16 protein-coding genes are annotated in these 15,606 nt (G+C 60.2%); 9 read left to right on the top strand and 7 right to left on the bottom strand.

Annotation, left to right across the window (positions count from 1 at the left end):
* Positions 1 to 144: 144 nt before the first annotated feature.
* On the bottom strand, positions 145 to 1,833 hold the full coding sequence (locus QRN31_RS24895) for a diguanylate cyclase (RefSeq protein WP_285435160.1): 1,689 nt from the start codon (positions 1,831 to 1,833) through the stop codon (positions 145 to 147).
* A 143-nt stretch (positions 1,834 to 1,976) separates the two neighbouring features.
* Complete coding sequence (locus tag QRN31_RS24890) at positions 1,977 to 2,336, bottom strand: DUF6124 family protein (RefSeq protein ID WP_285435158.1); 360 nt, start codon at positions 2,334 to 2,336, stop codon at positions 1,977 to 1,979.
* A gap of 556 nt (positions 2,337 to 2,892) precedes the next feature.
* Between QRN31_RS24890 and solA the strand changes: the two genes are divergently transcribed.
* Positions 2,893 to 4,068, top strand: a complete 1,176-nt coding sequence (solA, locus tag QRN31_RS24885; protein ID WP_285435157.1) for an N-methyl-L-tryptophan oxidase — start codon at positions 2,893 to 2,895, stop codon at positions 4,066 to 4,068.
* Here the strand turns inward: solA and QRN31_RS24880 are convergent.
* Positions 4,058 to 4,360 carry a DUF7693 family protein gene (locus QRN31_RS24880; RefSeq protein ID WP_285435156.1) on the bottom strand — a complete coding sequence of 101 codons (303 nt, stop codon included), beginning with the start codon at positions 4,358 to 4,360 and terminating at the stop codon, positions 4,058 to 4,060. The two genes, solA and QRN31_RS24880, sit on opposite strands and share 11 nt — an antisense overlap.
* A gap of 51 nt (positions 4,361 to 4,411) precedes the next feature.
* The gene (locus QRN31_RS24875; protein ID WP_285435154.1) at positions 4,412 to 4,981 is read right to left on the bottom strand and encodes an acyl-CoA thioesterase; all 570 of its coding nucleotides are present in this window, start codon (positions 4,979 to 4,981) and stop codon (positions 4,412 to 4,414) included.
* A 105-nt stretch (positions 4,982 to 5,086) separates the two neighbouring features.
* On the opposite strand from QRN31_RS24875, the gene QRN31_RS24870 reads away from it, so the two are divergent.
* The 3 genes from QRN31_RS24870 to QRN31_RS24860 all read left to right on the top strand — a co-directional run bounded on the left by QRN31_RS24870 (position 5,087) and on the right by QRN31_RS24860 (position 9,163).
* A complete protein-coding gene (locus tag QRN31_RS24870; protein ID WP_285435152.1) occupies positions 5,087 to 6,052 on the top strand; it encodes a GlxA family transcriptional regulator in 966 nt (321 codons plus the stop codon).
* 38 nt (positions 6,053 to 6,090) lie between these two features.
* A complete protein-coding gene (locus QRN31_RS24865) occupies positions 6,091 to 6,480 on the top strand; it encodes a c-type cytochrome (RefSeq protein WP_285435151.1) in 390 nt (129 codons plus the stop codon).
* A gap of 109 nt (positions 6,481 to 6,589) precedes the next feature.
* Complete coding sequence (locus QRN31_RS24860) at positions 6,590 to 9,163, top strand: bifunctional diguanylate cyclase/phosphodiesterase (RefSeq protein WP_285435150.1); 2,574 nt, start codon at positions 6,590 to 6,592, stop codon at positions 9,161 to 9,163.
* Between the two features lie 23 nt (positions 9,164 to 9,186).
* Here the strand turns inward: QRN31_RS24860 and QRN31_RS24855 are convergent, their stop codons facing one another.
* On the bottom strand, positions 9,187 to 10,080 hold the full coding sequence (locus QRN31_RS24855) for an AraC family transcriptional regulator (protein ID WP_285435149.1): 894 nt from the start codon (positions 10,078 to 10,080) through the stop codon (positions 9,187 to 9,189).
* A gap of 138 nt (positions 10,081 to 10,218) precedes the next feature.
* Between QRN31_RS24855 and QRN31_RS24850 the strand changes: the two genes are divergently transcribed.
* Genes QRN31_RS24850 through QRN31_RS24840 form a run of 3 tightly spaced genes read left to right on the top strand, consistent with a single transcriptional unit; the run spans position 10,219 to position 12,367 of the window.
* On the top strand, positions 10,219 to 10,962 hold the full coding sequence (locus QRN31_RS24850) for an SDR family NAD(P)-dependent oxidoreductase (RefSeq protein WP_285435148.1): 744 nt from the start codon (positions 10,219 to 10,221) through the stop codon (positions 10,960 to 10,962).
* Positions 10,963 to 10,991: 29 nt separating this feature from the next.
* The gene (locus QRN31_RS24845) at positions 10,992 to 11,393 is read left to right on the top strand and encodes a VOC family protein (RefSeq protein WP_285435147.1); all 402 of its coding nucleotides are present in this window, start codon (positions 10,992 to 10,994) and stop codon (positions 11,391 to 11,393) included.
* A complete protein-coding gene (locus QRN31_RS24840) occupies positions 11,390 to 12,367 on the top strand; it encodes a saccharopine dehydrogenase family protein (RefSeq protein WP_285435146.1) in 978 nt (325 codons plus the stop codon). Before QRN31_RS24845 ends, QRN31_RS24840 begins: the two co-directional genes overlap by 4 nt.
* Positions 12,368 to 12,465: 98 nt before the next feature.
* Here QRN31_RS24840 and QRN31_RS24835 read toward each other — a convergent pair whose 3' ends face one another.
* Positions 12,466 to 13,347 (bottom strand): AraC family transcriptional regulator, encoded by an 882-nt coding sequence (locus tag QRN31_RS24835; RefSeq protein WP_285435145.1) that lies wholly within the window; start codon positions 13,345 to 13,347, stop codon positions 12,466 to 12,468.
* Between the two features lie 192 nt (positions 13,348 to 13,539).
* On the opposite strand from QRN31_RS24835, the gene QRN31_RS24830 reads away from it, so the two are divergent.
* Entirely contained in the window at positions 13,540 to 14,289 is a 750-nt protein-coding gene (locus tag QRN31_RS24830) for a glucose 1-dehydrogenase (RefSeq protein ID WP_285435143.1), read from the top strand.
* Positions 14,290 to 14,303: 14 nt separating this feature from the next.
* Here the strand turns inward: QRN31_RS24830 and QRN31_RS24825 are convergent, their stop codons facing one another.
* A complete protein-coding gene (locus QRN31_RS24825) occupies positions 14,304 to 14,975 on the bottom strand; it encodes a class I SAM-dependent methyltransferase (RefSeq protein ID WP_285435141.1) in 672 nt (223 codons plus the stop codon).
* Between the two features lie 151 nt (positions 14,976 to 15,126).
* Between QRN31_RS24825 and QRN31_RS24820 the strand changes: the two genes are divergently transcribed.
* Entirely contained in the window at positions 15,127 to 15,606 is a 480-nt protein-coding gene (locus QRN31_RS24820) for a VOC family protein (protein WP_285435139.1), read from the top strand.

Genomic DNA, 15,606 nt, shown 5'->3' with positions numbered 1-15,606 from the left:
GCGCTTTTCCAAGTAACCCGCTGTAAGAGCGGAACCAATAGCCGCCGTTACCGCAGAAACGGATATGTACCCAACCCCAAAACACCCCCAGCATTACGATTCCCCCGAGCTTTTTCGATGCTGGAAGTTAAGAAATCGCGGCAGTCAGTGGCGGTCAGCAACGCCAGCATTTCGAGACACCCGATTCCTTCCCGCCCGTTTCGCCTGATAGAGCTGCTGATCGGCGCGATTGATCAGCGCCGTGGCGTTGCTATCGGAAGTTTCGGCAAGGCCAATGCCGATACTGACCGTGACCTGACCACCGACCGAGGCAAAGGTAGCGGTGGCGATCGCGGCGCGGATCTTTTCTGCCACGATCTCGGGGCTCTCGGGTTCCTCGACTTCCGGCAACAGCACCGCAAATTCCTCGCCACCGTAGCGGGCCACGAAATCCGTGGCGCGGGTATTGTCCTGAATCAGGCGGGCCAGTTGGTGCAGCACTTCATCGCCGATGGCATGGCCGTGGGTGTCGTTGATTTGCTTGAAGTGATCGGCGTCGATGAACAGCAACGCAAACGGGCGTCCGGTGCGTTGATACAGCAGGCTGCACTCAACCAGTTTCTCGTCGAACCGCCGCCGGTTGTACACGCCCGTCAGCGCGTCATGGGTGGCCAGTTTCAACAGGTCGGCATTGGCCTGGGTGAGGGCGGCGGTGCGTTGTGCGACAGTGGCTTCCAGCGAGGCATTGGCCTCCTGCAACTCGCGCTCCTTGCCGAGCAAAGACTGAGTCATGCCCTGAAGAGACTGGCCAAGCTGGGCAATTTCCAGCACCGAATGTTCCCGGGGGAACGTCGCGCCGGGCTGTTGGTTCTGGACTTGTTGGGCCGACTTGGCCAGCAGCTCTATCGGACGGCTGAGGTACAGCGCCAGGTAGTACGCCACCAGCGCGAACACGATGGCGGCCATGACGCCCAGCATCAGCAACTTGTAAAACAGGATACGTGCCGGCTCAAGCGCAATGTCCAGCGGCTGTCGAACAGCGATGTACCACGCAAGGTTCGTACTCGATGGCGTCGGCACGGCGACAACGCTGGTCAGGTAGCCATTGCCCACTGACCAGCCCGAAGTGTCGGAATGGTTTTCCTGTGCCTGCGGCATGTTGGCCAGTTGTTGCCCCATGAGCGATTCCGGGTAGAGCACTTTGCCGTCGTGGTCGACAATCAGTGCTTGCACCTCAGGCGTCGTGCCTTTGTGCAGCACGGCTGCGTCGACAATGCGCGTCACCCAGCTCCAATGGGCATGAGCGCCCAGCACGCCGATCACCTGGCCCTCGGCATTGCGTATCGGCGCGGCGAAATCGATGAAGCGCAGCGGCTCGCCATTGGCGGTGCCCGGCAACAGTTTGGCCAGCAAGACCGCCTCGTGAGGATCGCCGGTATAGGCGCCGCGCAACCCGGCCTGAAACCAGGGGCGTTCTTTTACCGATTGATTGACCAGCAGATTATTTACAGCCTGGCGCACGCGTCCGTCGGCGTCCGCCACGCCCATCCACGCATACTCGGCGCGGGACTGCGAACGCAGTTCCATCGACGACAGGATGTCCGGATCGTCGAGGTCACCATGCCTGAACAGCGGGGCGCGACTGAGCAGGGACACTTCGAGCTGCCGCTCACGCAACTGCGCGCCCAACAGCTCAGCGGCAGATCGGGCGGTGCTCAACAAGGCATTGCCGCTTGCCTGCTTCATCTGCTCGGTGGCGATATGGCCGACATAGAAACCCACGCTCAGCAGCGTAAGCAGCGACAAACCGGCAAACCAAAGTGTCAGGTGGCTGCGCAGACTGGCTTTGATCATGGGGGCCTATCTGAATTTTTTAGAGTCGCGCATGGTATGCGCAATGGAGGGCGCGCGGCCAGTGGCGGCGCTTTCATGGCCCTTTGGGAAAGAGCCTCTTGCGATAGCGGCCCCAAAAGGGACCGCTGCACAGCAGACCGCCTCTACGCCGGCGGATCGATCTTATCCAGCACCCGATTCGCCGTGATCTCCGCGACCATGATGCTGTTGGAAATCCCCAGCAGGGCATAACGCGATTCACCCTCCAGATGATCCACCAACTGATGGACCATCACATCGACCGAGGCCAGCGTCTCGACCAGATACACCGCCAAAGTTTCGGCCGTGGCCTCTGGGTCAACGGAAAACAGAGTGCTACGGATTCGTGGTGTGGCTTTGACGTCGGCGTTCGACGGGAAGTGGTAGTCGAGCGCTCGCTCGGCGGCTTCGTGGAATTTCTTTGAATCGGGTTCGTACGGGGAGGCCGGATCGTTGTCCGGTGGGTTGGGCGTTACTTTGAACATAGATGCTTCCCTTTTGTAGTAGGGCTGCAACCAACTCGCGACTAAACGAGGGAGGCAGCTGTGCGCAAGTTAGTCGACCGGCAAGGAAAGGCAAAAATCCGGCGCGTCCGAAGACGCCATGCGCACAGCTGCCATAAAGTACAGGTGAATACCTGACTGACGTTGCTCGTGCGACCGCATTACCTTAGCCGGGCGACTAAACCCGATCACTGATGAGCAGTGACGGGAATCAAGTTACCGAGCAGCCCCCAGGCGCACAAGCCGGCGGATTCTGGTGCAGTCGTAGGCAACGGCGCAAGGTTTTGTAGCTTTCAGGACGTAACCTTGAGCTCGCTTAAACAGACACCTTCCGGCGATGTTTAAACCTCGATAAACACCAGCGAATTCCTGACTCGACCCGAACCAGCTCACCCCCCCAACCTTCCCGAGCCGAGAGAACAACGACAATCCGGCGTTTGCGATGTTGCTGGAGATCATCTGTGCCGCCACTGAAAAATCAGAACGAATCGCCTATGCTGGAGGCTTTTCAATCATCTGGTTTTCGGTGGGGGCAGGGATGGAACATCGGTGTGAAGTAGCGGTTCTCGGCATGGGCGCGATGGGTGCTGCCACTCTGTATCAACTGGCCAAGGCCGGCGTTAATGTGATCGGCGTCGACCGCCACCATCCTCCCCACGATCAAGGCTCAAGTCACGGCGACACGCGTATCACCCGGCTTTCGGTCGGGGAGGGCGCCACCTATCTGCCCATCGTGCGCAATTCCCACCGAATCTGGCGCGAACTCGAAGCGCTGTCCGGCGAGTCGCTGTTCGAACAGTGTGGCGTGCTGGTCATGACCTCCGGCCCCGACTACGACGCTGACGATGCCAGCGACTTCACCCACCGCACCCTGCACCTGGCGCAAACCCACGGCATCGAACACGAGCGATTGTCGGCGGAGCAGATTCGCCAGCGCTTCCCGCAGTTTTCACCGGTGCTGGACACAGCGGTCGGCTACTTCGAACCCAGTGGCGGCTATGTCCGGCCCGAGCGCAGCATTGCCGTGCAGCTGCAGCTCGCCGAAGCACTGGGCGCAACGCTGCTCAAGGGGGAAACCGTCATGCAGATCCGCTCGGACGAGCAGGGCGTCACGGTCACGACCGATCAGCGCACGATCGTTGCCGACAAGGTGGTGATCAGCGCCGGCATGTGGTCTCAAGGTTTGCTCGGCGCCCCCTTCGACCGTTTGCTGCGGGTGTGTCGTCAGACATTGTTCTGGTTCGAGCTGGAAGAAGTGGCGCAATTTGCGCCGGTCTCGCCGACGTTCATCCGCCATCAGGGGGCCGGCGATGATGCAAGCTATGGTTTTCCCCCCTTGCCCGGCGAGAACAGCCTGAAAGTCGCGACCGAGCAGTACAGCGAACAATCTTCGCCCGATACGCTGGACAGAACCGTCAGCGCCGCCGAAGCACAAGAGATGTTCGACACCCACGTGCGCGGCAAGATAGCCGGTGTCAGCTCGCGGGTCGCCAAGTCGGCGGTGTGTGCCTACACCGTGACGCCGGACAGCCACTTCATCATCGACGAGCATCCCTCACTGAAAAATACCCTGGTGGTGTCCGCCTGTTCCGGGCATGGCTTCAAGCATTCCGCCGCGCTGGGGGAGGCGTTGGCGCAATGGTGTGTGCGGGGCAGCAGTGACCTGGATCTGTCGGCGTTTTCGTTGAAGCGCTTTGAGGGCGTTATTGAGTGACTTCAGCGCACAGCCGTTCAATCTGCGCCAGCTCCCAGGTGCTGAGCAAACTCACCGGATCGGTGCCGTAACGTTGCCAGCTGTCGAGCTCACCTGTGCGACCGTCCGGGCTTTGGCATCGTTGGCAGTGGCGCAGGCGATTGCCCTCGAAGAGGAGGCTGAGGCGCCAGCCTTCGATGTCGATGTGCACATGGCCAGGTTCGGGCTGTTCGTCGAGGCGCTTTAGCGGCCGGACTTGCAGCGCGGCATCGCGCAATGGCTGGTAAACCTCGCGGGCGGTCAGGGGTGGCACAGGTGTCTCCGGTGAAATATCGGGAGACACAGGATAACGGGCGCACTCAACTTATTCGACCGTCTGTGGGCGCCGGGCGGGCTGACCTTCTTCCTCTCGAAGCTCGCGGCTCATGTCGTTACAGCTTTGCGACCAGTCTGTCAGCCACGCGGGCATCGAGGGCGACTGTTGCGCCAGACCCAGCTCCCGGGCGAACTCGCCGGGAGCAACCTGGCCTTTGCCCGCGCGAAACAGTCCGCGCATCACGACCACGCCGACCACGCGTCCCTTGCTGACGAAGCGGTGCTCCATAAAGCTCCATTTATCGTCCCAGCCAAGCATCCGCGTGTGGATCTCGAACGCTTCGAACAGCTTGAGCTCGCGACGGAACTTGCCCCAGGTATCGCCCACGATCGGCACGGCTTTATTGCGCAGCGCCACCCGGAATGCGCCACTGCGTAGCACATAGTCCAAGCGTCCGATGTCGGCCAGAGTGAAATAGCGGCCATTGGTCACGTGGCGGTTGAGGTCGAGGTCGAAAGGCCAGACGCGCAGGCGGATGACGGTGGTAGCCAGGGCGTCGACCGGCTTGCGCCACGGACGACGAAACAGCATGAGAAACAGTCGGAACCAGAGATTCATAAGTACGCCGAAGATTGAATGACCCCGGCACTTTACGGCGCAGGAATCGGGTAAGGTAGGTGCGCAAATGACTTATTACATGCGAAAAGCGCAACGAGGTCCTGTATGCATGTCACGCTTTTACTCGCGGACCAATGTTCCGCCGCCAGCGCAACCATGGCCCTGGAAGTCCTCAGCGCCGCGAATCTGTTTGCCGACACGGCCGGCGCGCCTTTTGATGTGATGACCGCTTCCCTTGATGGCGATGATGTCGCCGCGTGGGGAGGGCAGACGCTGAGGGTGGATCGGTCCACCGGCAAGATCCCGCGAACCGATCTGGTGTTGATTCCCGGATTTCTTTTCACCTTGAAGGACGCCTTGCCGACCTTTTCGGCCCATGGGCCTTGGTTGCGTCAACAACACGCACAGGGCGCGGTGGTGGCGTCAATGTGTACGGCGGCGTTCATGCTGGCCGAAGCAGGCTTGCTGGACGGTGTCCGGGCGACCACGCACTGGGCGTTTGCAGACCTGTTTCGTCGTCGCTATGCCCAAGCCTGCCTGGAGGAAACGCAGATCCTCTGCGAAGACAATCGCGTGATCACCAGCGGTGGCGCGAGTGCCGCCATGGACCTTTTGCTGCACCTGGTGCGCCGTTTCGCCTCATTGGAGCTGGCGCAAAAGTGTGGCAAATACTTGCTGGTCGACACGGTGCGCAGCGAGCAGTCGGTGTATGTCATGTGGTCATTGCCGAAGAACCATGGGGACAGTGACATCCTGCGCACGCAAAACTGGCTGGAGCAGCACTTCGATCAGCCGCTGCTGATTGATGATGTCGCCCAGCGATTCGGGTTTGGCGTGCGCAACTTCAAAAGGCGCTTCAAGGACGCCACTGGCTACACGCCCATTACCTACCTGCAAACGCTGCGCCTGGAAAAAGCCAAGCAACTGCTCGAATCCACCCGCATGACCCTGGACAGCATCACTTACGCCGTGGGCTACGAAGACGGTAATTCATTCCGTAGACTCTTCCGCCAGCGCGTAGGTTTGCTCCCGGCGGCTTACCGGAAGAAGTTTCAACCGGCCGCCAATTGACTCACCCGTGACAAGCCACAGATTTTTCGGAGCAACAGATGAACAAAGCCGCAGCACTCACCTTGGCCTTGGTACTCCACGCCGGGTTATCAGGCGCACCCGCTCACGCGGCCGGCGATGCTGAAGCAGGCGCGAAATTGTTCCCGCGCCTGTGCGGCGGCTGCCATCAGGTCGGCGAATCGGCGCGAGGTTCGTTCGGACCGCAGCTCAACGGCATTTTTGGCCGCCGTTCAGGCAGTACCCCGGATTATCAATACTCCGATGCCATGAAATCAGCCGGCATCGTCTGGACCCGCGAAACCCTGACCGCCTACCTTGAAGCGCCAAAATCCGTCGTGCCCGGCACCCGCATGATTTTCTGGGGGCTCAGCGATCCGGAAAAAGTCGACAACCTGTTGGCGTATCTTCAGACGTTTCAGCCGCAATAGAGCCTTCTGTCGCAAATGGCGGCTTAGAAAACGAGATCGCTCATAGATCTCACAACGCCGCCGATAGCGTTGTATGCAAGCGCCTTGCACCAACGACCTGCGGTAAATCATGCCGAACAATCTCGCTTCTATCGTTTCCTCCCTCTCCAACCGTACGAGCGTATCGTTGGCTCGGGCCTCTCTTTTCAAGTTTGTGGGGTTACTGGCCGGTGTGTTTTTGCTGGCCAGCGTTTCACTGGTTTTTCTTGCCCGGGATTTAGACCGTACGGAGGAGGCCGAAAGTGCTTTCTACACGCAGAAAGCGGTGCAATCGCTGGAAAAATCCCTGCGCCTGACCGTCAAGGATTACGCATTTTGGGGTGATGCATACAAGCACCTGCACACCCAAGTGGACCCCAATTGGGCCTTCGTGCGACAAAACGTTGGCTCCACGCTTTACGCGGATTTTGGCATCCAGGGCCTGTTTGTCGTCAATGACGTCAACCGCGCTGTCTACTCGGTCGTCAACGGGGAGTTGAAATCCGTCGATCTCGCCCAGTGGCTTGGGCGTTCCGTTGACTCGATTCTCGACAAGGCTCGTGCAGGCGCGGAATCGGAAACGCCGACCACCGCCTTCATCAATATTGGCGGCGTACCGGCCCTTGTCGCGGCCGCCGCGATTACACCGGGGACGGATCCGACCGTGACGGCAGATGACCGACTGCCGTCGGTGCTGATTTTCGTGGACATGCTGGAAGACGCCAAACTCCAGGCGATAGGCAACGATTTCGGGGTAAATGGCTTGCGTGTCGCCACCGCCGATGACGTTGATCCAAAGTCGCTCTTTGCCTTGGGCGATGACGGCACCGTCGGCAATCTGCGTTGGGTTTCGTCCAGGCCGGGTCTGCGCTTGTTGGGAATAGGGTTGCCACTGATTGGCATCGCCGCGTTATTGGTGTGCCTGATGACCTGGGTGATATTGCGGCGCGCGACTGTCGCTGCGCTCACATTGGACGCCAGCTACGCATCGCTGCGTAACAGTCAGGAGGCCCTTGCCACCAGCGAAGCGCGTTTTCGCGACGTGGTCGAAGCCAGCTCGGACTGGGTCTGGGAAATCGATGCGAACTGGCGTTTCACTTATCTGTCGGAGCGATTTGAGGCCGTCACCGGACTTTCTAAGAATGCCTGGATTGGTGCGCCAATGGATGATCTGCTGGGTACTGAATCAGGCCGATTATCTCAGTGGCTGAGCCTCCCGAACCGGCGTCCCGATATCACTATCCAGTGTCGCTACGTGGATCCCCAGGGACGGGAGCGAATCACTCGTCTCTCGGCCCGAGACATGCCCTGTAAAGGGTTCCGGGGTACAGCCACTGATGTGACGGAAGAAGTCGAAGCCCGCCGACGCATCGAGTTTCTGTCACAGCATGATTCCCTGACCGGGCTACCCAACAGGACACGTCTGCAGGAGTTTCTTGACGGTAAGCTCAAGGCAATGCCAAGCGAAGATTCACCGCTGGTCATGCTCAGCCTGGACCTGGATCGGTTCAAACCGGTCAACGACTTGCTTGGGCACGCGGCAGGCGATCTTGTTCTGAATGAAGTGTCGAGCCGCCTGGCGGATTGCGTACGCCACGGCGACCTTGTCGCCCGGGTCGGCGGGGATGAGTTTGTGTTGATCCTCACCGACGTCAGTTCCCAGGACGAAGTCGAGGCACTCTGTCATCGCCTGATCGAATCCATCGAGCGGCCGGTCGCGATCGATGAGCAAGAGGTGTTTGTCAGCGCCAGCATTGGCATCGCCATGGCGCCAAACGACGCGAGCAAAGCGGCTGAGCTGCTGCGTTATGCGGACATTGCCTTGTACGAGGCCAAGGCCGCGGGTCGTAACACCTGGCGTTTTTACGCTGGTGATATGAATGCCAAGATCATTGAGCGTCGTCGCCTGGAAAACGATCTGCGTTTCGCGATCAAGCACGGCGAACTGCGCCTGCATTTCCAGCCCCGCTATCGAATCGCCGACGGAAAGATGGTCGGCGCCGAAGCCTTGGTACGCTGGAAACATCCCCAGCACGGCTTGATCTCCCCCGACACATTCATCCCCATTGCCGAAGAATCAGGGCTGATACTTGCCTTGAGCAACTGGGTGCTCAATACCGCCTGCACCAGCGCCGCACAATGGCCGGACAGTCTGTTCGTCTCCGTCAACCTGTCACCGACCGAGTTCAAACAGGGCAATTTGATTGAGCGCATTCAGCAATCGCTCGACGATTCTGGCATCGACCCCGCCCGCGTAGAACTGGAAATTACTGAAAGCGTCATGCTCGAAGATGCTTCAGGCGCGCTGGAGATCATGCGCACACTGAAACGCCTTGGCGTGCGCATAGCGATGGACGATTTCGGCACCGGGTATTCTTCGCTGAGCTATCTGCGCGCGTTTCCTTTCGATGGCCTGAAGATAGACCGCAGCTTTTTGAACCGGCTCGATGAAAGCGAGGATGACAAGGCGATTATCCAGGCCATCGTCGGCCTGGGGCGTGCGCTGGCACTCACCGTGACGGCGGAGGGCATCGAAACCGCTGAACAACTGAAGTTGCTCAAGGCGGTGTCATGCGATGAAGGTCAAGGCTACTTCCTGAGCAGGCCGCTGGATGTTGAGGCGTTCAATACCTTGGTCGGTGTCAGGGAAGAAGAAGTCAGCTGAAGCGCTGTTTAATGGATGCTGCTCTAACGCGGCTGGCTTCGGGTTTCGCCAAGAATCCTGGCGGCATCTCGAGCGGGCGGCAAGCCGAATACCCGCGCGTAATCGCGGCTGAATTGCGTGGCGCTTTCATAACCCACCTCGAATGCCGCGCCGGTGACACTGCTGGCGTTGGCCACTAACAGCATCCGGGCCTGGAGCAAGCGCACCCTTTTCTGATACTGCAATGGGCTCAGCGCGGTGACGGCTTTGAAGTGCCGGTGAAAGGCTGACACGCTCATCGCCGCACGTTGTGCCAGGGCCTCCACCCGAATGGTTTCGGCGAAGTCGCGACGGATGTGCTGAATCGCCTGGCTGACCCGGGCCATGGCGCTGTCGGGGGCCGCGATATCACGCAGCATCCAGCCGTTAGGGCCTTGCAGGACACGGTACAGAATCTCTCGTTCGTAGACTGGCGCCAGGGCCGCAATGTCGTCGGGGCGGTCCATCAATCGCAGCATGCGCACCCAGGCATCCATCAGGTCGAGGGTGACGGCGGCTACCGAAAAGCCAGGGTCCTGGTTGTGATGCCCGATGGGTTTGGGAAGATCGGCCAGTAGCGTTGCCAGAACGATCGGGTCGAGCGTCAGGCTGACGGCCAGGTACGGTTCACCGCGAGCGCTGGGGTGTACTTGACCGACCGCAGGCAATTCGATGGACATGACGAAGTACGTCGCCGGGTCATAGCGCAGCGTACGGTCGCCGATGGTCATGGATTTACTGCCTTGCAGGATCAGGTTGATCATCGGGTCGTAAACGGCGGCGAGCATGTGCTCAGGGATTTTGCCCTGGACCATGGCGACTCTCGGGATGCCCGTTTCCGTGCGGCGGTTTTCGGCCCGGCTTGCCAGTGCGCGAAGTTCATTCAATGGGTTTGTCATGGCGAACATCTGACCTCAGGCGTGTATGCCCAGGCAAGCGAAAAGCAGAAACAGGCAGGATTTGGGCAGGAATGGCTGCGTGCGTTGCGAAGGCGATGGTTACTGTGGTGACTCAATTCAGTGACATTGGAGCAGCACATGAGCGTTATCGTCATTACCGGCGGCAGCCGGGGCATCGGCGCCAGCACGGCCGAACTCTGCGCCCGACGCGGCATGGGCGTCATCCTGACCTACAAGAGCAACGCTGATGCTGCAGCCTCTGTAGTCCAACGTATCCAGGCAGCAGGCGGCAAGGCCGTAGCGCTTGAGCTGGAGGTTGGCGACGTGAGTCGCTTCGAGCGTTTTCGAGACACGGTGCAACTGACCTTGCAGGACACCTGGGGGGTGGAAACGCTCGACGGTCTTGTGAACAACGCCGGTCACGGCGTATTCAATCCCCTGGAGTCGGTCACCGAGGCGCAATTTGACGGCCTGCTTAATGTTCATCTCAAGGGCCCGTTTTTCCTGACACAAGCGTTGCTGCCGTTGATGGGCGAGGGCGCGAGCATCGTCAACCTGACCAGCGCCACGACCCGCGTTGCCACCGCAGGCGTCGCGCCGTATGCCGCTTTCAAGGGCGGACTCGACGTGTTGACCCGTTACATGGCCAAAGAATTTGGCCCTCGGCGCATCCGTGCCAATGCCGTCTCACCAGGGGCGATTCGCACCGATCTAGGTGGCGGTTTGAATGACGAATTCGAAGCGATGCTGGCCTCGCAAACCGCCCTTGGCCGGGTCGGCGAGCCCCAGGATGTCGCGGATGTCATCGCCATGTTGCTGTCCGAGGAAGGGCGCTGGATCAACGCTCAGACGATTGAAGTCGCGGGCGGTTATTGCATCTGAATCAGCATCTCAACAGCGAGGCAACCACCATGCTTGATCATGTTTTTATTTCGGTAAGCGACATTGAGCGCTCCATCCATTTCTACACCGCTGCACTGACACCGCTTGGCATTACCGCGCGACTCGACTACGACGGCAAGAACGGTCCGCCGGGCCATCCGGACCTGAAGGGGTTCGGTGCCAATGGGCGGGTGTTTTTCTGGTTGCGCGAGGGTGTGGTCGAGGGACGGGCAGTGCATGTCGGCTTCGTGGCGAACAGTCAGGCCGAGGTCAACGCCGCCTACACCGCCGCCATGGAAAATGGCGCGGTGGACAATGGAGCCCCCGGCGCACGCCTACATTACGATCCCGACTATTACGCCGCCAATGTCCTTGACCCGGACGGTTACAGCCTCGAATTCGTCTACAAGAACTGGCAGCACGCCCAATGAAAACACTAATGATCTACGGGGCGACGGGCTACACCGGTCGCATGGCGGCCGAGCATGCCACGGCGCTGGGGCTGGACGTTGTGATCGCCGGGCGCAATGGCGAAAAACTGGCGTCGCTGGCTGCGCGACTGGACGTGCCCTATCGCGTGTTCTCACCCGATGACCAGGCGGCTGACGCCCTGGACGGCATCGGCGTGCTGCTGAACTTCGCCGGGCCTTTTGCCCAGACGGCAGCCCCCTTGATGCAGGCCTGTATCAAGGCCGGGGTCGACTATCTGGACATTACGGCTGAGATCAACGTCTATCGGCTGGCGGAACGGCTTGGCACTCAGGCTGCCGAGGCGGGTGTCATGTTGCTGCCCGGGGTTGGCTGGGACGTGGTGCCGACCGATTGCCTGGCGATGCATGTCGCTCGCCGAGTGCAGGATCCGCAGTCATTACGGGTGGCGCTTCAAGTTGCGGGTTCCATGTCCCGGGGATCGGCCCTGAGTGTCGGCGAGATTATCGGTGCCGGCCTTCTGGCACGGGTCGATGGGCAGCTCGTAGCAACGCCGGATGCCCAGGCGCAGTACTTCGATTTTGGCGAGGGTCCGGCACTGTGCGCGCCGCTGTCCTTCGGTGATTTGGTGACCGCCTGGCATTCCACCGACATCCCCAATATTGCGATGTTCGTGCACATCACCGGCGATGCCTTCCCCGAAGGCGATCTGTCACTGCTCCCCGACGGCCCAAACGCTCAGCAACGAGAGGCCCACCGCGCCCGTGCCGTGGCAGAAGTCACAGGGGCCGACGGCAGCGTGGCGCGGTCAGTGATCGAGACTGTCAACGGTTACACCTACACACCTTTGGCGGCTGTGGAGGCGGCGCGGCGGGTGCTGGGCGGTGAAAGAAATCCGGGTTTTGAGACCCCTGCGCGGCTGTTTGGCGTCGACTTCGCCAAGACGATTGCCGGGACGACGATCATCGATTTGTAGCGCTGGCTGAGCGGGTGAGTCCGGCTGAGGTCTCGGTCGACAATGTCTGGCGTACCGGCGATCCAGGCGTCCTTTACGGTGTTTGAAATGCCAGCAGGCTACCCTCGGCCCGGCGCCGTCGGCGATTTGAACCTGGCCGCATCACGGGCCGGTGGCAAGCCGAACAGGCGGGAGTATTCGCGGCTGAACTGCGAGGCACTTTCATAGCCGACGGTGAAGGCGATCGACGCGGCATCACGAGGGTCGAACAGCAGCAACCATCGAGCCCTGAGCAGGCGCAGATGCTTCTGATACTGGATCGGCGTCAGGCCTGTGATGGACTTGAAATGACGGTAGAACGCCGCGACGCTCATTCCGGCCAACGCGGCGAGCGGCTCGACCCGAAAGGGTTCGGTGTAATGCTCGCCGATCCATTGGGTGGCGCGACGGATCTGTGCCAGATGGCCGTCCGGGCGCGCCATTTCTCGTAGCATTCCCCCCAGCGGTCCTTGCAAAACCCTGAACAGGATTTCTCTCTCGATCATGGGCGCCAACACCGCCGCTTCGTTTGGACGGTCAATGAGCCGCAGCATGCGCAGCCATGCATCGATCATCTCGGCAGGCGCCGTCACGGCACAAAAACGACTCGGGTTTCGCCGTTCCCTCGGCGGACATTCGCCCACCAGCAACGTGGCAATCACGGCGGGATCCAGGGTCAGGCTGATCGCAAGGTATGGCAAGCCCGGCCCGCTCGGGTGGATCTCGCCGGTGGCGGGCACATCCACGGGCACCAGGAAATAGGTGATCGGCCCGTACTGCAAAACCTGATCCCCGATGGACAGCGTCTTGGCGCCCTGAAGCACCAGGTGCAGCATCGGTTGATAAACCTGGCTCGCACACGCCTCGGCCTGGACCATCGCTACGCGCGGCAGCCCGGTGTCCGTCCATTTGTTGTCGGCGCGCATCACGAGACGGCGCAGTTCATCGATTGCAGTGTTCATGCGCTTGAACATGAGGCCGCGCCAAAGGCAACGCAAGCGATGTGAGAAGAATAGGCAAGCATCGAAGAGAAACCGGCAACCGCATCACCTTCGCATGCCCGAATACTGTGGGTAGGCGGCACGTTGCGCCCAGGCCTTCAGACCTGGCTGCTTGCGCTGGCGAACCCTCACTCAATTGAAGAAGGTCATTGCATGAAACTCGAAGGAAAAATAGCGATTGTCACCGGCGCATCAAAAGGTATCGGTGCCGGTATCGCCAAAGCACTCGGTGCCGTGGGCGCTACAGTCGTCGTGAATTATGCGTCGAGCCAGCCTGAAGCCGACGCGGTGGTTGCACAGATTCAGCGCCAGGGCGGCAACGCCGTCAGCATTCAGGCGGACATGAGCAAGGCCGCCGATGTGGTTCGCTTGTTCGATACCGTCAAGGCTGAATTCGGGACGCTCGATATTCTCGTGAACAATGCCGGCGTCGCGGTGTTTCAAATGATCGAAGACCTCACCGAGGAAGCGTTCCACCAGCAATTCAACCTCAATGTGCTCGGGTACCTTTTAGCGGTTCGAGAAGCCGTCAAATTGTTTGGTCCATCGGGCAGCATCATCAACATCAGCTCGATCCTCAGCACGGATCCGTACCTGGCTTCCAGCGTTTATTCGGCCACCAAGGGCGCGGTCGATACGTTGACCTTCGCCTTGGCCCGGGAGCTCGGACCACGGGGTATCAGGGTCAATTCAATCTTGCCGGGCCACACCAACACGCCGGCAACTGACGGCAATTTCGCCGGTGAATTTGGCGAAAAGCTGATTGCCGGTACACCTCTGGGTCGTTTCGGCGAGCCGCAAGACATTGCACCGTTGGCCGTGTTCCTGGCATGCGAAGACTCGCATTGGATAACTGGCGAATCCATTCGGGCTTCGGGTGGCGTACGAGGGGTTGGCTACTAAACACCGTAAAGGCCTCAACCCCGAGGCTCAGCCACCATCAACAACGACTGCGGCACAGGACTTTGCGGGTGTTGCGGCTCCTGCAAGGCAGTCAACTGAAATCCCGCCATGTCCAGGGCATTGAGCCAACTGGACAGGGTGCGGAAATACCACGGCATCGGTTTCCATTGGCCCTTGAACCCGGCGAAAGTCTCTTCGCGCCAGCCATCCTGATAGTCATCTCCTGCGGCGGTCCACGGATGCAGCGTCTGGATCACCAGCGCGCCGCCAGGGGCGAGCAGCGCGTTCATGGCGGCGAGCAGCGGAATGATGTCCTGGTGCAGGAGGGCGAAGTTGGCGCAGATCAGGTCGAAGTCGCGACCAATGTCCACCGTCGAATCCACCAACGCCTCATAACTTGCCACATGCACGGGTGAAGAGCCCGCCACTCGCGCTGCCTCGACCAGCGTTGTATCGCCATCGACACCGACCACTTCGATGCCTCGTTCAGTCAACGCACGCAGCAGCCAGCCTTCGCCACATCCCAGGTCCAACACCCGTGCGGGCTGACGGCCCTGCACCGCGAGCAAGATAGCCTGGTCGGTGACCTGCAGGCGGCTTTCGATGGTGCCGCCGCGGATGGCTTCGATCCAGGGTTGGGCGTTGTGGTGCCAGCTTTGCAGAAGGTTGGATTCGGGGGCGGGCATGTCGGTGTCCAGAGTGGTTGGCTGGATACAGAATAGGACAAGTGCGTGCAACTGGACGCAACTGCGTTTGGTCAGTTTTGCGGACGGGCGAAGTAGCTCGGTTGGCGGCTCTACTAGAATGATCATTCACTCCCGATTCTGGAGATCCGAAATGGTCAGCAAAAACACGATTTGCCTGTGGTACGACGGCACTGCGCTGGACGCTGCGACGTTCTACGCCAAGACCTTTCCCGACAGCGCCGTGGGCACCATTCTTCGCGCGCCTGACGACTACCCGGCGGGCAAGCAGGGCGATGTCTTGACGGTCGAGTTCACAGTGATGGGCATCCCTTGCCTTGGGTTGAATGGCGGTTCAGGGGTCAAGCACAACGAGGCTTTTTCGTTCCAGGTGGCGACCGACGACCAAGCCGAAACCGACCGTTTGTGGAACGCAATCGTCGGCAACGGCGGCGCGGAAAACGTCTGTGGCTGGTGCCAGGACAAATGGGGCATCTCGTGGCAGATCACGCCTCGCGTCCTGACGGATGCGATCAACAATCCTGATCAAGCGGCGGCCAAACGTGCGTTCAACGCCATGATGCAGATGGGGAAAATCGACGTCGCGGCAATCGAAGCGGCTGTTAAGGGCTGA

This window comes from Pseudomonas sp. fls2-241-R2A-110 (genome assembly GCF_030209165.1).
Taxonomy (GTDB): Bacteria; Pseudomonadota; Gammaproteobacteria; order Pseudomonadales; family Pseudomonadaceae; genus Aquipseudomonas.
Note: the sequence above shows the minus strand (reverse complement) of the source record. Positions and strands in the feature narration are given on the sequence as shown.